This is a genomic window from Sphingomonas sp. H160509 (assembly GCF_024124765.2).
GTDB lineage: Bacteria > Pseudomonadota > Alphaproteobacteria > Sphingomonadales > Sphingomonadaceae > Sphingomonas.
The window spans coordinates 1,749,212-1,774,621 of sequence record NZ_JAMXSR020000002.1; the positions used below are offsets into that span (position 1 = coordinate 1,749,212).

The following is a 25,410-nucleotide window of genomic DNA, read 5'->3' on the forward strand; positions in this document are numbered from 1 at the left end:
CGCCCGCCCGCGCCTACATGCGCTCGACCGAACAGAAGGAAGACGCATGAGCCTCACCGTCGCCGTCCAGATGGACCCGCTCGACAGCATCAACATCGCCGGCGATTCGACCTTCGCGCTGATGTTGTCGGCGCAGGACCGTGGCCATACGCTCTTCCATTACTCGGCCGAGGACCTGAACTACCGCGATGGCAAGGTCTGGGCGAAGGCACACCCTGTCACCGTGCAGCGCGTGGTCGGCGATCACTTCAGCGTCGGCGAGCCCGTGAACCTCGACCTCGGCGACGAGGCAGATGTGGTCCTGATGCGGCAGGATCCGCCGTTCGACCTCGGCTACATCACCGCGACGCACCTGCTCGAGCGGATCGCCGACAAGACGCTCGTCGTGAACGACCCGGCTCAGGTGCGGAACGCGCCCGAGAAGGTGTTCGTCCTCGATTATCCGCAGTTCATGCCGCCGACGCTCGTCACCCGCTCGCTCGACGAAGCACGCAAATTCCTCGCGGAGCACGGCGCGATCGTCATCAAGCCGCTGCACGGCAATGGCGGCAAGGCGATCTTCAAGGTCGAGTCGGACGGCGCGAACCTGTCGGCCCTGATGGAGGTCTTCAACATGACGTGGCGCGAGCCGCACATGGTCCAGGCGTTCCTCCCCGACGTCGCGAAGGGCGACAAGCGGATCGTGCTGATCGACGGCGAGGTCGCGGGCGCGATCAACCGCCTGCCGGGCGAAGGCGAGATCCGCTCGAACCTCGCGGTCGGCGGCTCGGCGGAGAAGTCGGTGCTGACCGACAAGGAGCGCGAGATCTGCGCGGTGTTGGGGCCGGAACTGAAGAAGCGCGGGTTGCTGTTCGTCGGGATCGACGTGATCGGCGGGACGTGGCTGACCGAGATCAACGTGACCTCGCCGACCGGGATCGTCGCGATCTCGAACTTCGATGGGACGGATTTGGCCGGCATGATCTGGGATGCGATCGAAGCGAAAGTCGCGGCGCGGTAGTTTCGGCGCGCGTTGGAACTGGTACGCCCAACCGCCAGAAGGCCACCACCCCGGCGGAGGCCGGGGCCCAGTTGGCAAGGTTCCAGTAACGGAGCGTTGCCCTTCGTTATCGACGTTTCCCAACTGGGCCCCGGCCTCCGCCGGGGTGGGGCACCCGTTCGTTCGCTTGCTGAATAGAAGCCTCGCGGAACACATCCGGCATCCCGGCAGTATGTGATACCCATGACCGAATTCATCCTCGATCTCATCGCCTGGGGCGGATATTTCGGTATCTTCCTGCTGATGGCGCTCGAGAATATCGTCCCCCCGGTGCCATCCGAAGTCATCATGGGCCTGGGCGGCATGGCGGTCGCGCGCGGCGACATGAGCGTCGTGCCGCTGATCGCCTGGGGTACCGCGGGCTCGATCGTCGGCAACTACTTTTGGTATTATATCGGTTGCAACATCGGCTACGAGCGCTTCCGCCCGTTCATCGAGCGCAACGGCCGCTGGCTGACGATGGAATGGTCGGACGTCGAGAAGATCCACCGTTTCTTCATGAAGCGCGGCGGCTGGGTGATCTTCGTGTTCCGGTTCATGCCGACCTTCCGCACGGTCATCTCGCTGCCCGCGGGCATGACGCGCATGCCGATCTGGCAGTTCGTGATCTGGACCGCGGCGGGCAGCGCGATCTGGAACACCGTGCTCACCTATGCGGGTATCCTGCTCGGCTCGCATTTCGAGGAACTCGACCGCTATGTCGGGCCGGTCGCAGTGGCGACGTTCGTGGTGATTATCATCGGCTATGGCTGGCGCGTGCTGACCTGGAAGCCGAAGGGCTGAGACGCCGCCATGCGGGTGGGCGTTGCGATAGACGTCCATCAAATGCGCCGCATCGACTTGCGTATAGACTTGCGTCGAACTCAGGCTCGCATGACCGAGCAACTCCTGTAGCGCGCGCAGGTCCGCCCCCCCGCCCCAGCAGATGCGTCGCGAAACTGTGACGCAGCGCATGCGGCGTCGTCCGATCGCCCAGCCCCAACCGCGCCCGCGCCGACTGCACCGCCCGGCGGATCATCACCGGCGACAATGCCCCGCCCTTCGCCCCACGGAACAACGGTTCGTCGCGCGCGACAGGCCAAGGCGTTTGCGCGACATACGCGTCGATCGCCGTGCGAACCTGCGGCAGCAAAGGCACCACGCGCGTCTTGGCACGCTTGCCCGTCACCCGAATCGTCTCGCCCAGCGGCAGGATATCACCCCGCAACGTCAGCGCCTCGCCTATGCGCAGACCTGCGCCGTACAGCAGCATCAACACTGCCCAGTCGCGCGCGCCGATCCACGGCTCGGCGGCATCGTCGGCCACCTCCTCAGCCAGCGCGACCGCTTCGGCCGGCGAGATCGGTCGCGGCACGCCCGCCTTCACGCGCGGCCCCCGCATCCGCGGCTGCTCCGCACCTTCGTTCGCCCAGGCGAGAAACCCGCGCACCGCGGACAGTTCCCGCGCCGCCGACGCGTTACCCAACCCGGCTTCTCGGCGTTGCGCCAGATACGCTCGCAGGTCCGTCGCCGTCACCCGCGCCAGCGCCCCACGCGTGATCCGCTCGCCCCAATGCCCGACCAGGAACGCCGTCAGCCGCTCCGCCGATGCCTGGTAGGCACGCACCGTGTGCACCGATCGCCGGCGATCGCGCTCGAGATGCTCCGCCCAGAGCATCGACGGCGGCAGAATTTCCAGCGTCTGGTCTTTATCGGTGGGCATGTGTGGACAGTAACGCCCCGAACAGGCAAAAGAAAATTAACCCAGCCGCTATATTCGAGTTTCATGTCGCCTGTCGATCTCATCACAGACAACTTTTCAGACGAAGCACGACGCGTGGCTGCGCTTCAGGCCTTGGCGTTGCTCGATAGCGAACCCGAGCGCGAATTCGACGCATTGGTGGCATTGGCCGCAGAAATGCTGGGTTGCCCTAACGCCTTGCTAACACTCGTCGACAGCAATCGGCTCTGGATCAAGGCTGCGAGCGACGGCGAACGCGGTGAGATCTCCCGCGAAATCGGCATGTGCAATTACACGATCCTCGGCAAAGAACCGATGGTCATCGAAGACGTGTCGAGCGATTTACGATTCGTGTCCAATCCTCGGACGCAACCGCCTGACGGTATTCGATTTTACGCTGGCGCGCCGGTCAATGCGCGCGACGCGAGCGGTGAATATTATGCGATCGGCTCGATCTGCGTCGTCGATACTGTACCGCGCTCGCTGAACGACGCCGGGCGCAAGGCGCTGACCCATCTCGCGACCCTGGCCGAGGCGATGATCGCCGCGCGGTCCGCTGCACGCGAGGCCATCGCGATTGCGACGACTGCGGATCGCCAAGCGGCTGCGCTGGCCCGTCAGGACCGCGTCTTCCGACAGGCGGAACGGATGGCGGCGATCGGATCGTGGCGCGTGTCGCTGGCCGACGACAAGCTGCAATGGTCGGACGGCGTCTATCACATTCACGGCCTGCCGATCGGCGACCTGCCCGAGATGCCGGTGGCGATGGAATTCTATCCGCCGCATGCTCGCGACGAGATGAACGCATCGCTTCGGCGGACGATCGAAACCGGTGCGCCGTTCGATATCGAGGTCGATTTCAAGAACGCGCAAGGTGAACAGCGCCGTGTCCGCGTGCTGGGCGAGTGCGAGACCGTCGACGGCGAGACCATAGCGTTGGTCGGCGTCTTCCAGGACGTGACGGAACGCCACGCGCTTGAGGTCAATTTGCGGCGCTCGGCGAATACCGACTCGCTGACCGGCATCGCCAATCGGGCTGCGTTCGACCGTACGCTCGATGCAGCAATGACGCGGTCGCATGCCGACGGCACGCCGTTGTTGCTCGCGCTGGTCGATCTCGACGGCTTCAAGGCGATCAACGACACACTTGGCCATACCGCGGGCGACGACGTGTTGCGCGGCGTCGGCCGGATTCTGAAAGCGCCCTGGCTCAAGAACAGCTTTGCCGCCCGCGTCGGTGGTGACGAATTCGCGATCCTGATCGAGGACCCGGGCATGGCCGCGAACCCCGGCTATATCTCTGCCCGGCTGGAGGAAGCGTTGCGCTTTCCGATCGCGCTGAACGGCCTCGCGATGGTCAGCGCAGGCACGGTCGGCATCACCGCACTCGACCGCGACTGCCTTTCGGTGCGCGATTTCATCCACCGCGCCGATACGATCCTGTACCAGGCGAAGCGCGCGCGCGTCGGCGAGCGACGCCGTCCGAACCGCGACGCCGCGTAAGGCGGCATCGACCAACCCGACGTAAGCGGTTCACGCGGAGTCGATCTGTCCCCATATACGAACACGATGTCGTCCCGTGCCCGTGTCCTGATCCTCAACGCCGCCCTCGGGCCGCTCGACTACCGCGTGCCCGCCGGCATGGAGGTCGGACCGGGCTCGATCGTGGTCGCGCCGCTGGGGCCCCGGCAGTTGCTCGGCGTGGTGTGGGAGGCGGAGCGGATGCCGTCCGATGCGGAGGTGGGCGACAACCGGTTGCGCAATCTGCTCGCGGTCGCCGACGTGCCGCCGCTGGGGGCGCCGTTGCGGCGGCTGGTCGAGTGGACCGCGGACTATTACCTCGCGCCCGCGGCGTCGGTGTTGCGGATGACGCTGGCATCGACGTCTGCATTGGAGGGCGCGCGAACCGCTGTCGAGTATCGTTCTACCGGGGTCGTGCCACCGCGGCTCACCCCCAGCGCGAGCAGGCGCTGGAGCGGATCGGTGACCGCCAAGGCCTCATCCGCGAACTGGCAACGCTGGCAGAGGTCAGCGACGCGGTGATCCGCGGGTTGGTGAAGGTCGGCGCGATCGAGGCGGTCGAGGTCAGCATCGACGTCCCCTACCCCGTGCCCGATCCGCAGCATCATGAGCCGACTTTGTCAGAGGACCAGCGGGCAGCAGCCGATGTCCTGGTCGCTGGCGTCGCAGAGCACGCGTTCCACCCGACGTTGCTCGACGGCGTTACGGGCTCGGGAAGACCGAGGTGTATTTCGAGGCGGTGGCCCAGGCGATCCGCGACGGCCGCCAGACGCTCGTCCTGCTCCCCGAAATCGCGCTGACCGAGCCGTTCCTGAAGCGCTTTCACGACCGCTTCGGCTGCGAGCCGATCGCGTGGCATTCGGGATTGCGCTCGACCCAGCGGCGGCGCGCGTGGCGCGCGATCGCGAGCGGCGAGGCGCTGGTGACGGTCGGCGCGCGCTCGGCCTTGTTCCTGCCCTACCGCGACCTGGGCCTGATCGTCGTCGACGAGGCGCACGAGACCAGCTTTAAGCAGGAAGAGGGCGTACATTATCACGCCCGCGACGTGGCGGTGATGCGCGGCAAGTTCGAGGGATGTCCGGTCATCCTCGCCTCCGCCACGCCGGCGATCGAGACCAGGCAACAAGTCGCGACCGGGCGCTACGCAGAGCTGAAGCTGCCCGGCCGGTTCGGTGCGGCGGAGATGCCGACGATCGAGCCGATCGACCTGATCAAGGAACCGCCTGAACGCGGCCGCTGGCTGTCCCCGCGCCTCGTCAAGGCGATGCAGGAGACGCTGGAACGGCGCGAGCAGTCGCTGCTGTTCCTCAACCGGCGGGGCTATGCGCCGCTGACCCTGTGCCGGACGTGCGGGCACCGGTTTCAATGTCCGAACTGCACCGCCTGGATGGTCGAGCACCGCCTCACGCGCCGCTTGGCGTGCCACCATTGCGGCCATGCCGAACCAACGCCGCGCGTCTGCCCCGAGTGCAAGGGCGAGGACACGCTGGTCGCCTGCGGGCCGGGGGTCGAACGCATCGCCGACGAGGTGACGGCGTTGTTCCCCGAGGCGAAAACGGCCGTCGTCACGTCCGACACGATCTGGTCCCCGGCCAAGGCGGCAGAGTTCGTCGGACGGATGGAGGCCGGCGATATCGACATCGTCGTCGGCACGCAGCTGGTGACCAAGGGCTATCACTTTCCGAACCTCACCCTGGTCGGTGTGGTCGATGCGGATCTGGGGCTAGACGGCGGCGATCTGCGGGCTGCGGAGCGTACGTTCCAGCAGATCCGGCAGGTGTCGGGACGCGCCGGGCGTGGCGAAAAGCCGGGGCACGTGTTCATCCAGACGCATAGCCCCGGCGCACAGGTGATGCAGGCGCTCATCACCGGCGATGCCGACGCGTTCTACGCCGCGGAGACGGACGCGCGAAAGGATGCAGGTGCGCCGCCGTTCGGTCGGTACGCGGCGATCGTCGTGTCGTCGGAGGACCAGTCCTGCGCGCACGAGACCGCCAAACTCGTCGGCCGTAGTGCGCCCCGAAGTCGACGGCATGCACGTCTACGGCCCCGCCCCCCGCCCCGCTGGCGATGCTGCGCGGCCGGCATCGCTACCGACTGCTCGTCCATGCGCGGCGCGCGCTGGACGTGCAGGACGTTATACGGGACTGGCTGGGAAAGCTGGAATGGCCATCCAAGGCGCGGGTGACGGTGGACGTCGACCCGTATAATTTCCTCTGATCGTGCGGGCAACGCGGCCTTAACGCTCGGCCCGGTATGCGTGCCGGATGACGCCGTCCCGCATCGCACCCATCCAGTGGCTTCGCGCACTCGCAGCCACGCTCGTGTTGCTGATGCACGCGTCCGACATGATCGATTCCGGACCGGTCGCGCTGACCGGCAAGTTCGTACCGTCTGTCCCCAATCTCTCGATGTTCGGTGCGAGCGGGGTCGACCTGTTCTTCGTCATCAGCGGGTTCGTCATGGCGCAGTCGCTGGCGACCACGGACGCTGAATCGTGGCGGTTCCTGGCGAAGCGATGGTTGCGGATCGTACCGTTGTTCGCGTGCGTCAGCGCAGTCTACATGCTGATCATGCACGACCCTTTGACCGTTCCGGCAGCGTGGATGTCTATTACTGTGCTGCCCGTTCTCGACGGAGCGGGCTATCATGTTCCCGCGCTGTATCCGGGCTGGACGCTCGGGTTCGAATTCGCGTTCTATGTCATCGTGGCGGTTGCCATGCGGGCGCCGCAGCGCCGTGTCGAAACGCTGCTGGCCCTCACGGTGGCGGTGGCGCTGATCGGCAGCGTTGTTCATCCCGGCTGGGCGCCTTTGAGGCTGCTGCTGAACCCGCTCCTGCTCGAATTTGCGCTCGGCGTGGGCGTGTGGATGGCTTGGCGCAGCGGGATCAGCGCACGCTATGCGACGCCTGCGCTCGTCATCGGGACCGTGCTGCTGGTGGTCGGGATCGCCTTCGGACTGGGCGTGCCGCTATCGCTTCAGATCGAGGTTGCCGTTGCCGGTACCTCGGGCCTCGCGCGGACCTGGACGTGGGGCATTCCCTGGGCACTGGTGGTAGTCGGGGTGATCGACACATCGGCGGACGGACGGTTCGAACGGATCGTCGCGCGCGTGGGCGATGCGTCCTATTCGACGTACCTGACCCATCCCCTGCCTGATCGCGCTGCTGTGGATGGTCGGAGGCTATGCCCCAACCATGTCACCCTATCTGTTCGCGCTGGCGTTCATCGTCGCATCGACGATGCTGGGATTGGCGGTGCATCGGTGGATCGAGCGGCCGCTGCTGGCGCGGTTGCAGCGTCGGCCGTCGGTATCGATCGGGCGAGCACCGGCGCTCGCCTGACAGGCGTTACTCGCCAGCGTGTTCGGCGAGGACGGTCAGGCCCTTGGCGTTGACCTCGGCGAAACCGCCCTTGATCGCGATGATCTCGGGGGTGCCATTCTGCGTGCGGAAGATCTGGACACCGCCGTCGCGGACCGTCGACATGAAGGGGGCGTGGCCTTCGAGGACGCCGAAATCGCCTTCGGTGCCGGGGACGACGACCATGTAGACCTCCTCCGAGCGGACGAGCTTTTCTGGCGTGACGAGTTCGAAATGCAGCATCTTGTTCGCCTTCTCCCTCTCTCCCCTGCGGGGGAGAGGGTCGGGGTGAGGGGCAGTACCGGGCGAAGGCGCTTGTGGCGGCCCCTCACCCCAACCCTCTCCCCGGGGGGAGGGAGAGGGAGCTAGAAAGGCTTAAGCTTCCGCGGCCATCTTCTCGGCCTTGGCGACGGCTTCGTCGATGCCGCCGACCATGTAGAACGCCGCCTCTGGCAAGTGGTCATACTCGCCCTCGACCACGGCCTTGAACGACCGGACCGTATCCTCGAGCTGGACGAACTTGCCGCTGATGCCGGTGAAGACCTCGGCCACGTGGAACGGCTGGCTCAGGAACTTCTGGATCTTCCGCGCACGCTGGACGGTGAGCTTATCCTCTTCGCTCAGCTCGTCCATGCCGAGAATCGCGATGATGTCCTGCAACGACTTGTACTTCTGCAGCGTCGACTGGACGGCACGTGCGGTGTCGTAATGCTCCTGGCCGACGACGCGGGGCTCGAGCAGACGCGAGGTCGAGATCGAGCGGATCGACCGCCGGGTAGATGCCCAGCTCCGAGATCGCACGGTTGAGGTTGGTCGTCGCGTCGAGATGCGCGAACGACGTCGCCGGTGCCGGATCGGTAAGATCGTCTGCGGGAACGTACACGGCCTGCACCGAGGTGATCGACCCCTTGTTGGTCGACGTGATGCGCTCCTGCAGCGCGCCCATGTCGGTCGACAGCGTCGGCTGATAGCCCACCGCCGACGGGATACGGCCGAGCAGTGCCGAAACCTCTGCGCCCGCCTGCGTGAAGCGGAAGATGTTGTCGACGAAGAACAGCACGTCCTGGCCTTCGACATCGCGGAAATACTCGGCGATCGTCAGGCCCGACAGCGCGACGCGGGCACGCGCGCCTGGCGGCTCGTTCATCTGCCCGAACACCAGCGCGACCTTCGAGCCCTCCGACTGCGGATTGCCGTCGGCATCCTTGGCGATGACGCCCGCGTCGAGGAACTCGTGGTACAGATCGTTACCCTCGCGGGTACGCTCGCCGACGCCGGCGAACACCGAGGTGCCGCCGTGGCCCTTGGCGATGTTGTTGATCAGCTCCTGGATCAGCACGGTCTTGCCGACGCCGGCGCCGCCGAACAGGCCGATCTTGCCGCCCTTCGCATAGGGTGCGAGCAGATCGATGACCTTGATGCCGGTGACCAGGATCGCGCTCTCGGTCGACTGGTCGACGAACAAAGGCGCCGACGCGTGGATCGGGGCGGTCGTCTCTGCGCCGACCGGACCACGCTCGTCGATCGGCTCGCCGATGACGTTGAGGATGCGGCCGAGCGTCTTCGGGCCGACCGGCACGCGGATCTGCGAGCCGGTGTCGGTGACGGTCTGGCCGCGGGTCAGACCCTCGGTAGCGTCCATCGCGATCGTGCGGACGGTGTTCTCGCCGAGATGCTGCGCGACTTCGAGGACGAGCCGGTTGCCGTTATTGTCGGTTTCGAGCGCCGACAGAATGGCGGGCAAATTGTCGGGGAAGTGCACGTCGACGACCGCACCGATGACCTGCGAGATGCGGCCGGTGTTGTTGGTGGCCTTGGGGGCGAGCGTGGTTCCGAGGGTCTCTGGGGCGGTTGCCATTGTCTGCTTCCTTGGTACTTCGAGCGCTTCGGCGCCCGAGATGATTTCGACCAGCTCGGTCGTGATCGCGGCTTGGCGGGTACGGTTATACTGGATCGAGAGACGCGTGATCATGTCGCCGGCATTACGCGTGGCGTTGTCCATCGCGTTCATGCGCGAGCCCTGCTCCGACGCCGCATTTTCGAGCAGCGCACGGAAAATCTGGATCGCGACGTTGCGCGGCAGGAGATCGGCGAGGATCGCTTCCTCGTCGGGCTCGTACTCGACCACGGCTTCGGCGGGAGCACCCGGCTTTGCTTCCGCGCCCGGGATCGCCGACAGGGGAATCGGGATGATCTGGATGCCGGTCGGGACCTGCACCAGCGCCGAGACGAACTTCGCGTAGAACAGATGCGCGACATCGAACTGGCCTTCGCCGAAGCGCTTGATCAGGTCTTCGGAGATCTCCTGCGCGTCGCTGAATGCGAGCCGCTTGATCTGGCCCATCTCGTGATCGGCGAGGATGTCGTTCGGGAAGAAGCGCTTGATCACGCGCCCCTTCTTGCCAGCGACGTAGAACTTCACGGTCTTGCCCGCCGCGATAAGCTCCTCCGCCTTGCGGCGTGCCGCGCGGACGATGTTGGTGTTGAACGCACCCGCGAGGCCGCGCTCCGACGTCGCGATGACGATCAGGTGGACCTGGTCCTTGCCAGTGCCCGCGAGCAGCGGCGACGCGCCCGGCGCGATGCCGACGCGCCCCGCGAGGCTCGCCATCACCGCTTCGAGACGCTCGGCATACGGACGCCCGGCAACCGCCGCGTCCTGCGCACGGCGCAGCTTCGCAGCGGCGACCATCTTCATCGCCTTGGTGATCTTCTGCGTCGACTTCACCGAGCCGATGCGGATCTTGAGGGCCTTAAGTGATGCCATTCTAGTTCGTCACCGTCCCTAAACCGTCATGCCGGACTTGTTCCGGCATCCACTCCTCCACCAGTCCTACGGGATCTGAGGCACGGTGGACCCCGGAACAAGTCCGGGGTGACGGTGTGTGTATGTCGTTTTCTACGCAGCTCAGGCGAAAGTCTTCGCGAACGCTTCGAGCGCTGCCTTCAGCTTGTCCTTCGCCTCGTTACCCAGGTCGCGGGTATCGCGGATCAGCTTCAGCACGTCGGCATGGTTCGCACGCATGTCGGCCAGCAGCGCCTGCTCGTAGCGGGTCACGTCGGCGACCGGCACCTTGTCGAGATAGCCGCTGGTACCGGCGAAGATCGACACCGTCTGCTCTTCGAACGGCAACGGCGAGAACTGGGCCTGCTTGAGCAGCTCGGTCAGTCGCGCACCACGGTTGAGCAGCTTCTGCGTCGACGCATCGAGATCCGACCCGAACTGCGCGAACGCCGCCATCTCGCGGTACTGCGCCAGCTCGAGCTTGATCGAGCCCGACACCTTCTTCATCGCCTTGGTCTGTGCCGCCGAACCGACGCGCGACACCGACAGGCCGACGTTGATCGCCGGGCGCACGCCCGAGAAGAACAGGTCGGTCTCGAGGAAGATCTGGCCGTCGGTGATCGAGATCACGTTGGTCGGGATGTACGCCGAAACGTCGCCCGCCTGCGTCTCGATGATCGGCAGTGCGGTCAGCGAGCCGCCGCCATTCGCGTCCGACATCTTCGCCGCACGCTCGAGCAGGCGGCTGTGGAGATAGAACACGTCGCCCGGATACGCCTCACGGCCCGGAGGACGACGCAGCAGCAGCGACATCTGGCGATACGCGACCGCCTGCTTCGACAGATCGTCGTAGCAGATCAGTGCGTGCATGCCGCGATCGCGGAAATACTCTCCCATCGCGACGCCGGTGTACGGCGCGAGATACTGGAGCGGTGCGGGGTCCGACGCGGTCGCGGCGATGACGATGGTGTATTCCATCGCGCCGTTCTCTTCGAGCGTCTTGACGAGCTGTGCGACGGTCGAGCGCTTCTGGCCGATCGCGACATAGACGCAATACAGCTTCTTCGACTCGTCGTCGCCGGCGTTGGCGATCTTCTGGTTGATGAACGCGTCGATCGCGACGGCGGACTTGCCGGTCTGGCGATCGCCGATGATCAGCTCGCGCTGGCCACGGCCGACCGGGACGAGTGCGTCGATCGCCTTGAGGCCGGTCTGGACCGGCTCGCTGACCGACTGGCGCGGAATGATGCCCGGTGCCTTCACTTCGACGCGGCTGCGTTCGGTGGTGTGGATCGGGCCCTTGCCGTCGATCGGGTTGCCGAGACCATCGACCACGCGGCCGAGCAGCTCCTTGCCGATCGGCACGTCGACGATCGTGCCGGTGCGCTTGACGACGTCGCCTTCCTTGATCTCGGAATCGCTTCCGAAGATCACGACGCCGACGTTATCGGCCTCGAGGTTGAGCGCCATGCCCTGCACGCCGTTCGAGAATTCGACCATCTCGCCGGCCTGGACGTTGTCGAGGCCGAAGATGCGCGCGATGCCGTCGCCGACGCTCAACACCTGGCCGGTCTCGCTGACCTGGGCCTCGGTGCCGAAATTGGCGATCTGATCCTTGATGATCTTCGAGATTTCTGCGGCGCGGATATCCATTAGCTTAGCCCTTCATCGCGTGCGCGAGAGTGTTGAGACGCGTCTTGATCGACGAATCGATCATCTGGCTGCCGACGCGGACGACGAGTCCACCTAGCAACGATGGGTCGACGCTGAGGTCGACGGAAACTTCACGGCCGACGCGCTGGCGGAGCTGATGCTTCAGCTCGATCACCTGCTCGTCGGTCAGCGGATGCGCGGACGTCACCTCGGCCGCGATCTCGCCGCGATGCTGCGCGGCAAGTGTCCGGAATGCCTTGATGATCTTCGGCAGCGCGCCGAGCCGGTGGTTCTCGGCGAGGACGCCGAGGAAGCTCTTGGTGGTCGCATCGACGCCGAGTTCGTCGGCCACCGCTGAGACCGCCTTCACGGCCGCGCCACGCGACACCATCGGGCTGGACGTCAGCGTGCGGAAGTCCTCCGACTGCGCGAGTGCGTCGCGCACGTTCGCCAGGCTCGACTCGACCGCGTCGATCGTCTTGGCGTCACGGGCGAGTTCGAACAGGGCCAGCGCATAACGCCCGCCCAAGCTCGCCTGAATGGCGCCGCCGACATTACCGGGGGATGTCTCCACGGACCTTTGAATCCTCGCCTGAAACCGAAAATAGTGCCGCCCCATGGGGGAAGAGGGCGCGAAAGCACCTCTCATGGGACGCGGCGCGGGTAGCATCGGGATCGCGGATTGGCAACCCGGCCGGAGGGTCGTGGCGGCGGGTTTGTGACTGTTTTGTCATTGATCGAAGGTTGGAAAGGTTACGATTCCGCCCCTCCCCGTCATCCCCGCGCAGGCGGGGATCCATATCCTCCGGACCCAGCGCTTTCACCGCACGGCCTGCCACTATGGGTTCCCGCCTCCGCGGGAATGACGGTATTGGGCAGACGTTACGACCAATCGACGAGGACGAGAGAATGACCGGCACGATGGAAACGATGACGATGTCCGACGGCGCGAGCGTCGCGGTTTATCACGCGCAGCCGACCGGCGAACGCCGCGGCGGCCTCGTGCTGGTGCAGGAGATCTTCGGCGTAACCGACCACATCCGCGACCTTTGCGACGAGTATGCCGCCGACGGTTATGAGGTGCTGGCCCCCGCGCTGTTCGACCGCGAACACCCCGGCTTCGAGGCAGACTATTCGGGCGAGGGCCTCGCGCGCGGCGTCGAACTGGCGCGGCAGCTCCACCCGTTCGAGCTGTCGCTGAAGGACGTCCAGACCTGCATCGATACGCTCGCCCCCGCCGGGCCGGTGTTTGTGGTCGGCTATTGCTATGGCGGTTCGGTCGCGTGGTTCGCCTCGACCAAGCTGCACGGCGTCGCGGCGGCGAGCGGCTATTACGGCAGTATGATCCCGGCCGCGGCGGACGAGGAGCCCAAGGTGCCGGTGATCCTCCACTTCGGTCGTCACGACCACGGCATCCCGATGGAGGGCGTCGAGCAGGTGATCGCGAAGGATTGGCCCAACGCGACGGTGTATGTCTACGAGGCGGGCCACGGGTTCAATTCGGACCGGCGGAAGGATTACCATGAGCCGAGTGCGGACTTGGCGAAGCAGCGCACGCTGGACCTGTTCCGCGCTAACGGCGGCTGAGCCAACCTTTCCTACTAACTGGTAACGCCACCCCGGCGAAGGCCGGGGCCCAGTTGGGGGACGTTGCTAAAGGAAGACGGCCCTTCGTTATTGCCACCTTTCCAACTGGGCCCCGGCCTTCGCCGGGGTGGTGGCTATGGTAAAGGGCCTTGGCGCAGGCTGGCGCTACAGAAGTAAAGGTAGCGCTTACTTCCTTGTTCTCCCGCGAAGGCGGGAGCCCAGTCTGGGTCCCCGCCTTCGCGGGGGAAACAACTCTCTTTCGCTCCTGAGAGATCACTCCCCCGGGAAATCCGCCCCCAGACTATCAGCCTTATGCGCCTCGATCTCCTTCAACCGCTCCGCCAGCTTCGTCGTAACCGCATCATACCCCCCAAGCCCCCAGCACCAGGTGCCGCGGAGGGTTCGCATCCTCGGTCAGCGCAATCATCGCCTCGCCGGCTCGCACCGGATCGCCTGCTTGAGTCCCGCTAACCTCCCGCGTACCGTCCAAGCGCTTCCCAGCCGTCTCCGCATAGTCGGCAATCTTCACCGGCGTCTGCTTCAGCGACCGCCCGGCCCAATCCGTCCGGAACGGCCCCGGCTCGACGCACGTCACGTTGATCCCAAGAGGCTTCACCTCGGCAAGCAACGCATCCGACCATCCCTCGACCGCATGCTTCGACGCGGCGTAATAGCCCGACCCCGGGAATCCGACCTGACCGGCGACCGAGGTGATGTTGATTACATGCCCGCTCTTCTGCCCCCGCATGATCGGCAGCACCGCGCGAGTCAGCGCGAACAACCCGAACACGTTCGCATCGAACTGCGCGCGAATTTCGGCCTCCTCGCCCCTCCTCGACCGATGCCTGATAGCCGTAGCCCGCATTGTTCACGAGCACGTCGATCCGCCCGAACTTGGCCTTGGCCTGCGCCAGGGCATCGTCGATCTGCGCCTGCTCCGTCACGTCGAGCGACAGCGCGAGTGCATGATCCCCCCGCACCTTCCGCCAGATCGGCGACACGATCAGCATTGCGCGCGGTCACCACCGCACGCCAACCGCGCGCGAGCACGAGCTTGGCGAGTTCGCGACCGAAACCGGTCGAGCAGCCGGAAATGAACCAGACGGGCGTGTCGGAGGCCATGAGACATCTTTCGTTAGGGGGTATGCACGGAAGAACGGCCGGGCCACCGATTGGCTCCGCTTTGAGCGCAAGCCACGGGATGCACGCGCCGCGCGACCGGCTATACCGATCCAATGAGCACCGCCGCCGACACCGACACCGCCTGGACCGCGTTCGAGCGCCGCGACCGAGCGTGGGACGGGCGATTCGTCGTCGGCGTGAAGACCACCGGCATCTACTGCAAGCCAAGCTGCCCCGCACGCCACCCCAAGCGCGAGAACGTCACTTTTCACCCAGACCCGCCAAGCGCCCGCGCCGCCGGCTTCCGCGCGTGCCTGCGCTGCACCCCTGACGAAGTCGGCCGCGACCGAGTCGCCGTCGCCGCGGCCGTCGCGCTGCTAGAAGCCGCCGAAGACCGCCTTTCGCTGGACGAGGTCGCCGCAAAAGTCGGCTACGCCCCCCATCATTTCCATCGCCTGTTCAAGCGCGCCACCGGCGTTACCCCCCGCCGCCTATGCCCGCGCTTTGCGCACCGGGCGGGCGCGCGACGCCTTATCGGAGGACTCGACCGTGACCGAAGCAATCTATGACGCCGGCTATTCCGCCCCTAGCCGCTTCTACGAGGCGGACGCGAAACGGCTCGGCATGGCGCCCAGCGCCTGGGCGCGCGGCGGCGAAGGCGTCACGATCCGCTGGACAGCCGCCGACACGAGCCTCGGCGCACTGTTCGTCGCCGCGACCGACAAGGGCCTGTGTCGCGTGTCGTTCGACGAAGACGCCGACGAACTCCGCCGCCGCTTCCCAAACGCAACGATCGAGCCGGGCGACGAAGCCCTCGCGGACCTGGCAGCGCACGTCGTCGCGGCCGTCGAGTCCCCCGACCGCGACCAAGACCTCCCGCTCGACGTCCGCGGCACAGCGTTCCAAGAAGCGATCTGGCAAGCCCTGCGCACCATCCCGATCGGCGAAACCCGCACCTACAGTGAACTCGCAGCGCTCGCCGGCCGCCCCGCCGCGGTCCGCGCCGCCGGCACCGCGTGCGGCCAGAACCCGGTCTCGATCGTCATCCCCTGCCACCGCGCACAGCGGATCGGCGGCGCGCTCGGCGGCTATGCCTACGGGCTGGACCGCAAGCGCGCACTACTCGCCTCCGAAGCTCAGCGCGCAGACTTGCAGGAATAGACCAGCTTCTCGTTCGGCAACGGCGGCAACACCGCACGCACCGCAGCCTGCTGCCCTGCAAGCCGACCCAACGCCGCCTCATCCATGTTGCACACGTTCGGCACGACGCCGCGCGCGGTCCGCGCTGCCTCCATCCCCGCCGCCGACATCAGATAGCGCGTGTTCGAATAGACGCGCGTCGCCGGATCGAACGACAGCACGGACACGGTCTGCTCGGCATCGGGCACCAGCACGCGGTCCCACCGGCCATTCGCGGCGACATATTGCGTCTTGCCGTTCACACACCCCTTCGCGCCCCAGTCGATCGACACGTCCTCGCTCGACGAGATCGTGATCCGGCTGCGCTCCGGGATCAGCGTGCACATCAGCTTGCCGAGCGCCGCATCTGGCGTCGATATCCGCGTCTTGGGCAGCGCGGACAGCGGCACGTCGACCTCACCCGAAGGCCGCAGCACGAATACGACGATCGCGACCAGCACGCTCAGCCCGCCGATACCCAGCGCCCACACCGCCTGCCGCCGCTGCCCGCGCGATTCGAGCAGCCCTGCGCTTCCGATCACCAGCGCCCCTGCCACCAGTAGCAGCCCGGCAAGCGCCATGACGTTCTCCCGCGCCCGCCCGGCTTCGGTCCGCGCCTTTTCCAGCGCGACCTCACGAGTCATCGCATCCTGCGTCGCGGCGTCGCGCTTGGCCGACGCCGCATCGGCGGTCGCCTTCGCATCCGCGTCGGCGTCCTGCCGCAACCGATCTTCGATCGAGGTGCACCCCGTCCCGATCGACGCGTAAGGTTGTTTCGCATCGTGGAGGAAGCCCGCCAGTTCGGTATCCGCAATCGCGAAACCGAACGTCGAATCGCCCTCCTCGCCGCGCGTGATCGCCGAGTTCACCCCGATCACCCGCCCGCACCGATCGAGCAGAGGACCACCCGAATTACCACGCGCAATACTCGCCGTGTGCAGCAACACTTCGACGCTGCTCAGTACGCGGCGCCCGGAAAGCACGCCCTCCGACCGCACCGGCGTCATGGGCCGGATGTAATCCGCCGCTGATCGCGCCGTCGCCAAGTCGACGTTACCGGGGAAGCCGAGCGACACCACCGGATCGCCCTCGGTCATCGGCCCGGTATAGAGTGCGCTCGGCGGCAGGCGCGCGCCGGTGAACTCGATCAGCGCCAGGTCGCGCTGTGAGTCGTACGCGATCACCTTGCCCTGGTAGGATTTGCTGCCCTCGGTCGGGACGATGCCGACGACGACGTTGTCAGGGTAGCGCTCGGCGAGATCGACGACGTGCGCGTTGGTGACGATCCGGTTGGGCGCGATCGCGAAACCGCTGCCGTGGCCGAAGCCGACCACCTGGTCGTCGACCACCGCGATCGTCACGACGCGCACGACGCCGCGCCCGGTGGCGGCGATGTCGTCCGCAGACGCGGAGCTCGCCAACCCGAAGATGAGCGCGAGAAGAAGCAGCAGGCGGATCATGTGCCTGCCTTCGGGGGAGTTCGCAGCGGCGATCAACCCTGACCATCGCACCGCGGGCACCGCCGCTTTCACCAGCCTGTTTTGGTTAGCAAATTATCAAGCCTTCGCGCCTAACCCGGTCGGCATTCATCCAGGGATACAGGCATGAGCGCATTCGGGCGTCGTAATGGCATCAGCGGGGGGCAGTCGGCCCGTCCCGCATTCGGCGTCGCGCGTCCGATGCAGGGAAGCTCGGGCAGCAATCCCGTGGCGCGCGCGGAACCCGAGGGCGGTGCCCAATTCCCGCCGATCGATTCGCTGCCGATGCCGGGGGAGACCGACGGGTTCAGCTCGGGCATGATGCCCGCTGGACAGCTGGACGCGATGCAGCGCCTGTCCGATCGCCAGAATGCGAGCGGGGAAGCGGGCAACAGCCGGACCGAGGGCTTCGAACAGTCGATCCACAAGATCAAGGAACAGGTGCTGCCGCGCCTGCTCGAACGCGTCGATCCGGAGGCCGCGGCGACGCTCAACAAGGACGAGCTGGCCGAGGAATTCCGCCCGATCATCGGCGAAGTGCTCGCCGAGCTGAAGCTGACGCTCAATCGCCGCGAACAGTTCGCACTGGAAAAAGTGCTGGTCGACGAGCTGCTCGGGCTCGGACCGTTGGAGGAGCTGCTGGCCGATCCGAACATCACCGACATCATGGTGAACGGGCCCGACCAGACCTATGTCGAGCGCAAGGGGCAAGCTCGAACTCGCGCCGATCCAGTTCCGTGACGAGGAGCATCTGTTCCAGATCGCGCAGCGGATCGTCAATTCGGTCGGCCGCCGCGTCGACCAGACCTCGCCGCTCGCCGATGCGCGCCTGAAGGACGGCTCGCGCGTCAACGTTATCGTCCCGCCGCTGAGCTTGCGCGGCACCGCGATCTCGATTCGTAAATTCTCGGCAAAACCGATCACGCTCGACATGATGGCGGGGTTCGGCTCGATGTCGCCGAAGATGGCGACCGCACTGAAAATCGCCGGCGCCTCGCGGTTCAACGTCGTCATCTCGGGCGGCACCGGCTCGGGCAAGACGACGATGCTCAACGCGCTGTCCAAGATGATCGACCCCGGCGAGCGCGTGCTGACGATCGAGGATGCCGCCGAGCTTCGCCTGCAACAGCCGCACTGGCTCCCGCTCGAAACGCGTCCGGCCAATCTGGAGGGCCAGGGCGAAATCTCGATCCGCGATCTCGTCAAGAACGCGCTGCGTATGCGGCCGGACCGGATCATCCTGGGCGAAATTCGTGGCTCCGAGTGTTTCGACATGCTGGCGGCGATGAACACGGGTCACGACGGCTCGATGTGCACGCTCCACGCCAACTCTCCGCGCGAAGCGCTGGCGCGTATGGAGAACATGGTGATGATGTCCGACATCAAGGTGCCCAAGGAAGCGATCTCGCGCCAGATCGCCGATTCGGTCGAGCTGATCATCCAGGTGAAGCGCCTCCGCGACGGCTCGCGCCGCGTGACCAACATCACCGAGGTGATCGGCATGGAGGGGCCGGTGATCGTCACGCAGGAGCTGTTCAAGTTCGAGTATATGGACGAGTCGGCGGACGGGAAGATCCTGGGCGAGTACCGGTCGATGGGCTTGCGGCCGTATACGCTGGAGAAGGCGAAGCAGTTCGGGTTCGACCAAGCGTATCTGGAGGCGTGCCTGTAGGGTTAACTCTCGCGTCGCCGACCACCCAATGCCACCCCGGCGAAGGCCGGGGCCCAGTTGGAAAGGTGGCAATGACGGAGCACCGTCCGCTGTCATCACCGTCCCCCAACTGGGCCCCGGCCTCCGCCGGGGTGGTGGCCGTTGCGAACGTTTAGTGCGTCCCGAACTGTTCGCTAGGCTGGTCTTGGCACGCTAGTTCGCCGAGCTAATTGCAAGACTGGCGCAGGCAACGAACGCCCCTTCTACCGTTCCCTCGCGAACGCGGGGGGCCAAGAGTCACGAACGCCGCCGTTTGTGACCCTGGACTCCCGCGTTCGCGGGCGAGCAATTATTGTTTCGCCAGACCAGGCTTAACTGGATCAAGATAAAGCGCGCCGTGCCAAGCGGATACTGTCTCGCAGGCAAGCACGCCGCATCGCTATCCACCCCGTCTCCGTCCCGCCCCGGCGAAGCCCCCGCTTGTACCCGTCCCCCGACTCGCTAGGGGACAGCGCCACATGCGTCGTGCCTTGCTCACCCTCGTCCCGCTGATCGCGGTCCTCATCGTCTCGGCGCGCGAGCCCTCGAAATCCGCTCCGGCAACCGCGACCTCCCCCGCCGCACGCGACCGCGGCGTCTACCATCTCGCGGCGGACGCCGAAGCCCGCTGGATCGCGTTCGACCTCACCCCCCGGCAACCAGATCCGCTTCAAGATGCAGCTCGACGGCCGCGACGTGACCGCGATCCTCGACACCGGCGTCAGCTACACGCTGCTCGCCAAGGCCTCTCCCGCGGTCGATCCCGCCAAGCTGGTCGCCGGCGGCAGCGCGACCGCGATTGGCGGATCGGTCGCACTCGGCTGGATGCCGACGCGCTCGGTCGCGCTCGGTGGCCTTGCGCGGACCGGTGGCGGCGTGACCGTCGCCGATCTGCCCGCGATCGCCACCGGCAGCGCCTCCGCGGTCGACCTGCTGGTCGGTGCCGACATGCTCGCCGGCCATGCGCTCGACATCGATTACGCCGCCAAGCGCTTCCGCCTGCTCCACTCCGGCCGCCTGCCGTTCAAGGGCGAGAGCGCACCGCTGCGCGTCTCCACCGAGCGTAGCGTGTATGAAAGCGCGCTCACGCTGGGCGACCGGCGCCTCGCGCCGATCGTAGTCGATACCGGCGACGGCTCGTCGATCACCGTCACGGCGGCGGGATGGCAGGCGGCAAACCTGAAGGCGTTGCGCACCACCAGCGCGATCGCGTTCGGGCTCGCCGGCCCGGCAGTCAGCGGCCTTGCGATCGTTCCCGAGATCCGCGTTGGCGAGATGATCGCGCGCGAGGCCGAGGTCCGGATCGAACCCGCAGACGGCTTCTCGCAGGCGATCGGCACCGCCGGGCGGATCGGCTCCGGCTTCCTTCAGAACTACCGCGTCCTGCTCGATCCGGGCGCACGGCGGATGGTGCTCAGCCGAGGTCCCAAGGCCGACCTGCCGCCGCCGCGTTCGACCAGTGGCCTGCTCATCGGCATCGAGAAGGACCGGTTGAAAGTCCTTCACGTGATGCGTGGCGGCCCGGCGGCGGCATCGGGCTGGAAGGACGGCGACCTGATCTGCACGATCGACGGCACACCCGTCACCAGCAGCTATTCGACGAGCCCGATCGCGTCATGGACGGCGGGCATGCCCGGCCGGGTCGTGACGCTCGGACTGTGCGACGGCACCATACGCAAGCTCGAATTGACGCATTTTTATTAGGACTGCCCATGTTTAGCCTGCGTCACCGATCGGGGCAGGCAATCTTGCTGCTCCTCGTCGCCATCGCGCTCCGTAGTCCGTTCTTCGGCAATCCGGTGATCCATAGCGACGAGCAATTTTACCTGCTGGTCGGCGATCGCCTTCTGCACGGCGCATGGCCGTTCGTAGACATTTTCGATCGCAAGCCGGTCGGCCTGTTCCTGATCTTCGCCGGCATCCGCAGCGTCGGCGGCGATGGCGTGCTGATGTACCAGCTTGCCGCGACGCTCGTCGCCACCGCCACGGCATTCCTGGTCGCGCGGATCGTCAGCCGCTTGTCCTCCGATGATGCGAACCCGTTGGCGAGCGTCGGCGCGGCGCTGATCTATCTCGTCTGGATCATCGTGTTCGACGGTGCGGGCGGGCAGTCGGCAATATGGGGCAATGCCTTGATGGCGGCCGCCGCGCTGCTGGTGCTCGATACGACCCGCGGCCACCGGCATATCTCCTTGCGCGGTGCCGGGGCGATGCTGCTGATCGGCCTGGCGATGCAGATCAAATACACCGCGATGTTCGAAGGGATATTCTTCGGCCTGACGCTGGTGTGGGCCGCGTATCGAGATGGGCGATCGATTGGTCGCCTGACGGCCGATGCCGCCTTGTGGATCGGCGCAGCGCTGTTCCCGACCGCGCTTGCCTGGATCGTCTATGCCGCGGCAGGCCACGGCGACGCCTTCGTCTTTGCCAATTTCCTGTCGATCTTCGGTCAGCAGGACGACGATACGCTCAGCTCAAACCTGCTGAAGCTGCTGGGCGGCGTGGGCATGAGCCTGCCGCTCGCCTGGCTTGCATGGCGTGGCCGTCGGACGGGAAGCTTCGCGCTCGGATGGCTCGCGGCGGCGGTGATCGCGATCCTCATCATGCACACGTTCGAGCTGCTCTACCTGCTGCCCCTCGCGCTGCCGCTGTCGGTCGCGGCCGGCACGGGGCTGAGCGGCCCGACCGTTCGCACGACCATGGTCCGCCTTGCCGCCGTGCTGGTGTTCGGCGCGCTGGCGGCGACCATCATGACCAGCGTCCGCATCGGACGACGCGGCAATGCGCACCAGATCGCGCAACTCGTCCAGATGATCGGCCAGCAACCACGCGGCTGCATGTTCGCCTATGGCAGCGAACCGATCCCTCTATTTCCTGACCCGGTCCTGCCTGCCGACGCCCTATATCTTCCGCAGTCACCTGGGCCAGACGGCCGAATCGCACGGCACGGGGATCGATCCGGTCGTGGAAGTCGCGCGGTTGCTCGCGGCTGGGCCCGGCGTGATCGTCGTACGCGCGCCCAAGCCCACCACGAACCTCGCGACCCAGGCGCTGGTACTGCGCGCGATCGCCAAGCGGTATCGATTGGTCGGCTCAGTGAAGATCGGCGGGTTGCCGCAGAGCGTCTATCGCCTGCGTACCGACGCTCCCCGATGACGAGGCGCGGTTACCTCAAGTCTTGAACGCGAGGCCGATCGTCACCGCGAGTCCGATCAGCGCCAGCATCTGGACGGTCGGCCAGTCGACCCAGCCCACCGAATCCGGATCGCGCCGACGGCGGCGTCTACGTTCGCCTAGCCCCGCCACAACAGCAAGCGCGGCGAGACCTCCGCTCAAACTCCACAGAACCGGGGCCATCGTTCAGCCGAGCTTCTCGACCTTTTCCTGCAACTTGGCGAGTTCGTTGCGCAGCGCAGCGATCTCGTCGTCCTTGCTGGCGGCGGGTGCAGGCGCAGGTGCGGGCGGCGTCATCGCCTGTGTCGCGGCGTCGAACATTTCAAGGTTGCGCTTGGCAATGTCCGCGAAGGGCGAGTTCGCGAACGCGCCTTCGACCGCGGACTTGAACTGGTCGTGGTTGCGACGGAAGCTGTCCATCGACGCCTCAAGATACCCCGGCACCATCGTCTGCATCGAATCGCCGTACATCGAGATCAGCTGGCGCAGGAAGTTCACCGGCATCATCGTCTCGCCGCGGCTCTCCTCCTCCATGATGATCTGCGTCAGGACGTTGTGCGTGATGTCCTCATCGGTCTTTGCATCGACCACCTTGAAGTCGCGCCCCCTCGCGGGTCATCGTCGCGAGATGATCCAGCGTGATGTAGGATGACGACTCGGTGTTATAGAGCCGCCGGTTGGCGTACTTCTTGATGATGACGATTCCGTCGGCAGCCTTTTTGCTTCTTCATGGATCCCCCGTCTTATGTTTGAAACGGAGGCTACAGTCTTTGATGACGCACCGCAACAAGGTCCGAGGCCCTTACCCTTGTTCCTTTCCGTGCTGCGCAACGAGACTGCAGCATCGCCGGAACGCATGACCCGCGCGCTAGCGGGATTGCGCGCTTATCAGAGCGCACCGCGAGAGGAACGCCCCGTTTCGCGGCCTGCGATCCACCGCGTTGGCCGGGTCGCGTTGCGCGATTATGGCGGCGAGGGGCGTCCCGTCGTGTTCGTCCCATCATTGATAAACCCGCCCGACATCCTCGATCATTCGCTCGAGTCTTCGCTGGTGCAATGGATCGCCAAGGAAGGATTCCACGTTTGGCTGGTCGACTGGGGATCACCCGGCAACGCGGACCGCGACCTCGATCTGGCGGCGCATGTCGAGCGGTTGCTCGTCCCGCTGCTCCAGGCACTCCCCGCGCCTCCGGTGCTGGTCGGCTATTGCCTCGGCGGCACGCTCGCGCTGGGCGCCGCTGCGATCACGCCCACCGCTGGTGTCGCGACGATCGCCGCCCCCTGGCACTTCGCGGGTTATGGCGAGGGCCGCCCCACGCTCGCCGCGACCTGGGCTGCGGTCCAGCCCGCCGCCGCGATGCTCGGCCTCCTCCCGATGGAAGTGCTCCAGGCCGGCTTCTGGCAACTCGACCCTGCGCGCACGATCGCCAAATACGAAGCCTTCGCCGACCTTCCCCCGACAGCGACGCGGCCCGCGCATTCGTCCGACTCGAGGACTGGGCAAACGCCGGCGCGCCCCCCCCCTATGCCGCCGCCGCATCACTGTTCGAGGACTGCATCGCCAACGACCTCCCCGGCAAAGGCCGCTGGGACATCGCCGGCGCCCCGGTCGATCCGCTCACACTAGCCTGCCCCACAGTCGAATTTGTCTCGCTGAGCGATCGCATCGTCCCTGCCGCCACCGCGATCGGCCTCGCCGACCGCCGCGACCTCGGCGCAGGCCATGTCGGCATGATCGTCGGCCGCTCCGCACGCGCGCGCCTATGGGAACCGCTCGCCAACTGGATCGCCGCACTCGACTGACCTACATGGGGTCCAAACAAAGAGGACCCTGACATGACCGACCAGAACCCGAACGACGTCGTCATCACCGCCGCCAAGCGCACCCCCGTCGGCAGCTTCCTCGGCGCGTTCGCGAGCGTACCCGCGCACGAACTCGGCCGCATCGCGATCGAAGCCGCGCTCGAACAGGCGGGCGTGGCTGGCGAAGACGTCTCCGAGGTGATCCTCGGCCAAGTCCTCACCGCGGCCCAAGGCCAGAACCCCGCCCGCCAAGCCTCGATGGCCGCTGGCGTGCCAAAGGAAATCCCCGCCTGGGGCGTCAACCAGGTCTGCGGCTCCGGCCTGCGCGCGGTCGCGCTCGCCGCGCAGGCGATCCAGACTGGCGACGCGACCATCGTCGTCGCGGGCGGCCAGGAATCGATGTCGCTCTCCGCGCACGCGCAGTCGATCCGTGGCGGCCAGAAGATGGGCAACCTCAGCCTCGTCGACACGATGGTCAGCGACGGCCTGACCGACGTTTTCAACGGCTATCACATGGGCATCACCGCCGAGAACCTCGCCGAGCAATACCAGGTCACGCGCGGCGAACAGGACGCCTTCTCGGTCGCCTCGCAGAACAAGGCCGAGGCCGCGCGCGGCTCAGGCCGCTTCAAGGACGAGATCGCACCCGTCACGATCAAGGGCCGCAAGGGCGACACGGTGGTGGCCGACGACGAATACATCCGCGCCGGCGCGACGATCGAGAGCGCCTCCAGCGTAAAGCCCGCCTTCAAGAAGGACGGCACCGTCACCGCCGCCAACGCCAGCGGCCTAAACGACGGTGCCGCCGCGCTCGTCATGATGCGCCGCGACGAAGCCGAACGCCGCGGCTCGACGATCCTCGCGACGATCAAGAGCTGGGCGTCGGCCGGCGTCGACCCCTCGATCATGGGCATCGGTCCCGTCCCCGCCACCAGGCGCGCCTTGGAAAAGGCAGGCTGGACGCTCGCCGACCTCGACCTGATCGAAGCCAACGAAGCCTTCGCCGCTCAGGCGCTGTCGGTCGGCAAGGAACTCGGCTGGGACGCGAGCAAGGTCAACGTCAACGGCGGCGCGATCGCGATTGGCCACCCGATTGGCGCGAGCGGCGCGCGCGTCCTGACCACGCTGATCTACGAGATGCAGAAGCGCGACGCGAAGAAAGGCTTGGCAACGCTGTGCATCGGTGGCGGCATGGGAATTGCCATGTGCCTGGAAAGGTAGGAAAACTGACCTTATGTTGCGGATATGTTACAGAAACATATTAAAGTGACAAAAAGTTTAATAACTTGCCATTAA

Annotated in this window: 15 protein-coding genes and 8 pseudogenes; 12 read left to right on the forward strand and 11 right to left on the reverse strand. The window is 66.1% G+C overall.

Annotation, left to right across the window (positions count from 1 at the left end):
- The first annotated feature begins 46 nt into the window (after nucleotides 1-46).
- Nucleotides 47-1,000, forward strand: coding sequence for a glutathione synthase (gene gshB, locus NHF48_RS10220; RefSeq protein WP_253071045.1), 954 nt, complete (start codon nucleotides 47-49; stop codon nucleotides 998-1,000).
- A 222-nt stretch (nucleotides 1,001-1,222) separates the two neighbouring features.
- Nucleotides 1,223-1,822, forward strand: a complete 600-nt coding sequence (locus NHF48_RS10225; protein ID WP_253071046.1) for a DedA family protein — start codon at nucleotides 1,223-1,225, stop codon at nucleotides 1,820-1,822.
- 12 nt (nucleotides 1,823-1,834) lie between these two features.
- Here NHF48_RS10225 and NHF48_RS10230 read toward each other — a convergent pair.
- Nucleotides 1,835-2,696, reverse strand: a pseudogene (locus NHF48_RS10230) (tyrosine recombinase XerC); the annotation flags it as partial.
- A 159-nt stretch (nucleotides 2,697-2,855) separates the two neighbouring features.
- Between NHF48_RS10230 and NHF48_RS10235 the strand changes: the two are divergent.
- The 3 genes and pseudogenes from NHF48_RS10235 to NHF48_RS10245 all read left to right on the forward strand — a co-directional run bounded on the left by NHF48_RS10235 (nucleotide 2,856) and on the right by NHF48_RS10245 (nucleotide 7,678).
- Complete coding sequence (locus NHF48_RS10235; RefSeq protein WP_253072395.1) at nucleotides 2,856-4,262, forward strand: sensor domain-containing diguanylate cyclase; 1,407 nt, start codon at nucleotides 2,856-2,858, stop codon at nucleotides 4,260-4,262.
- A 66-nt stretch (nucleotides 4,263-4,328) separates the two neighbouring features.
- Nucleotides 4,329-6,500, forward strand: a pseudogene (locus NHF48_RS10240) (primosomal protein N').
- A 47-nt stretch (nucleotides 6,501-6,547) separates the two neighbouring features.
- Nucleotides 6,548-7,678, forward strand: a complete 1,131-nt coding sequence (locus tag NHF48_RS10245) for an acyltransferase family protein (protein WP_253071047.1) — start codon at nucleotides 6,548-6,550, stop codon at nucleotides 7,676-7,678.
- Here NHF48_RS10245 and NHF48_RS10250 read toward each other — a convergent pair.
- The 5 genes and pseudogenes from NHF48_RS10250 to NHF48_RS10270 form a co-directional block, all read right to left on the reverse strand.
- Nucleotides 7,632-7,886: an ATP synthase F1 subunit epsilon gene (locus NHF48_RS10250; protein WP_056488477.1), complete on the reverse strand. Its 255-nt coding sequence runs from the start codon at nucleotides 7,884-7,886 to the stop codon at nucleotides 7,632-7,634. The genes NHF48_RS10245 and NHF48_RS10250 overlap by 47 nt on opposite strands.
- Before the next feature lie 132 nt (nucleotides 7,887-8,018).
- Nucleotides 8,019-9,501, reverse strand: a pseudogene (gene atpD / locus NHF48_RS10255) (F0F1 ATP synthase subunit beta).
- Nucleotides 9,502-9,522: 21 nt separating this feature from the next.
- Nucleotides 9,523-10,410, reverse strand: a pseudogene (locus NHF48_RS10260) (F0F1 ATP synthase subunit gamma); the annotation flags it as partial.
- 141 nt (nucleotides 10,411-10,551) lie between these two features.
- Nucleotides 10,552-12,081, reverse strand: coding sequence for a F0F1 ATP synthase subunit alpha (gene atpA / locus NHF48_RS10265; RefSeq protein ID WP_253071048.1), 1,530 nt, complete (start codon nucleotides 12,079-12,081; stop codon nucleotides 10,552-10,554).
- A gap of 4 nt (nucleotides 12,082-12,085) precedes the next feature.
- Nucleotides 12,086-12,655, reverse strand: a complete 570-nt coding sequence (locus NHF48_RS10270) for a F0F1 ATP synthase subunit delta (RefSeq protein WP_056065179.1) — start codon at nucleotides 12,653-12,655, stop codon at nucleotides 12,086-12,088.
- Nucleotides 12,656-12,990: 335 nt separating this feature from the next.
- Between NHF48_RS10270 and NHF48_RS10275 the strand changes: the two genes are divergently transcribed.
- Complete coding sequence (locus NHF48_RS10275) at nucleotides 12,991-13,668, forward strand: dienelactone hydrolase family protein (protein WP_253071049.1); 678 nt, start codon at nucleotides 12,991-12,993, stop codon at nucleotides 13,666-13,668.
- A gap of 361 nt (nucleotides 13,669-14,029) precedes the next feature.
- Here NHF48_RS10275 and NHF48_RS10280 read toward each other — a convergent pair whose 3' ends face one another.
- Both NHF48_RS10280 and NHF48_RS10285 read right to left on the reverse strand, forming a co-directional pair.
- Nucleotides 14,030-14,458, reverse strand: coding sequence for an SDR family NAD(P)-dependent oxidoreductase (locus tag NHF48_RS10280; protein WP_253071050.1), 429 nt, complete (start codon nucleotides 14,456-14,458; stop codon nucleotides 14,030-14,032).
- A gap of 109 nt (nucleotides 14,459-14,567) precedes the next feature.
- Nucleotides 14,568-14,678: pseudogene (locus NHF48_RS10285) on the reverse strand (hypothetical protein); the annotation flags it as partial.
- Between the two features lie 225 nt (nucleotides 14,679-14,903).
- On the opposite strand from NHF48_RS10285, the pseudogene ada reads away from it, so the two are divergent.
- A pseudogene (gene ada, locus NHF48_RS10290) lies at nucleotides 14,904-15,951 on the forward strand (bifunctional DNA-binding transcriptional regulator/O6-methylguanine-DNA methyltransferase Ada).
- Here the strand turns inward: ada and NHF48_RS10295 are convergent.
- On the reverse strand, nucleotides 15,927-17,429 hold the full coding sequence (locus NHF48_RS10295) for a S1C family serine protease (RefSeq protein WP_253071051.1): 1,503 nt from the start codon (nucleotides 17,427-17,429) through the stop codon (nucleotides 15,927-15,929). The pseudogene ada and the gene NHF48_RS10295 overlap by 25 nt on opposite strands.
- 144 nt (nucleotides 17,430-17,573) lie before the next feature.
- On the opposite strand from NHF48_RS10295, the pseudogene NHF48_RS10300 reads away from it, so the two are divergent.
- The 3 genes and pseudogenes from NHF48_RS10300 to NHF48_RS10310 all read left to right on the forward strand — a co-directional run bounded on the left by NHF48_RS10300 (nucleotide 17,574) and on the right by NHF48_RS10310 (nucleotide 22,319).
- Nucleotides 17,574-19,119: pseudogene (locus NHF48_RS10300) on the forward strand (CpaF family protein).
- A 693-nt stretch (nucleotides 19,120-19,812) separates the two neighbouring features.
- Nucleotides 19,813-20,841: a hypothetical protein gene (locus tag NHF48_RS10305; protein ID WP_253071052.1), complete on the forward strand. Its 1,029-nt coding sequence runs from the start codon at nucleotides 19,813-19,815 to the stop codon at nucleotides 20,839-20,841.
- Between the two features lie 8 nt (nucleotides 20,842-20,849).
- Nucleotides 20,850-22,319, forward strand: a complete 1,470-nt coding sequence (locus NHF48_RS10310) for a hypothetical protein (protein WP_253071053.1) — start codon at nucleotides 20,850-20,852, stop codon at nucleotides 22,317-22,319.
- Here the strand turns inward: NHF48_RS10310 and NHF48_RS10315 are convergent.
- Together NHF48_RS10315 and phaR are read right to left on the reverse strand one after the other, a co-directional pair.
- A complete protein-coding gene (locus NHF48_RS10315) occupies nucleotides 22,309-22,494 on the reverse strand; it encodes a hypothetical protein (protein ID WP_056488446.1) in 186 nt (61 codons plus the stop codon). The two genes, NHF48_RS10310 and NHF48_RS10315, sit on opposite strands and share 11 nt — an antisense overlap.
- A gap of 3 nt (nucleotides 22,495-22,497) precedes the next feature.
- Nucleotides 22,498-23,014 (reverse strand): annotated as a pseudogene (phaR, locus tag NHF48_RS10320) (polyhydroxyalkanoate synthesis repressor PhaR).
- Between the two features lie 105 nt (nucleotides 23,015-23,119).
- Here phaR and NHF48_RS10325 point away from each other — a divergent pair.
- Nucleotides 23,120-23,938, forward strand: coding sequence for an alpha/beta fold hydrolase (locus NHF48_RS10325; RefSeq protein ID WP_253071054.1), 819 nt, complete (start codon nucleotides 23,120-23,122; stop codon nucleotides 23,936-23,938).
- Nucleotides 23,939-24,147: 209 nt separating this feature from the next.
- Nucleotides 24,148-25,335 carry an acetyl-CoA C-acetyltransferase gene (locus NHF48_RS10330; protein WP_253071055.1) on the forward strand — a complete coding sequence of 396 codons (1,188 nt, stop codon included), beginning with the start codon at nucleotides 24,148-24,150 and terminating at the stop codon, nucleotides 25,333-25,335.
- The last annotated feature ends 75 nt before the right edge of the window (nucleotides 25,336-25,410 follow it).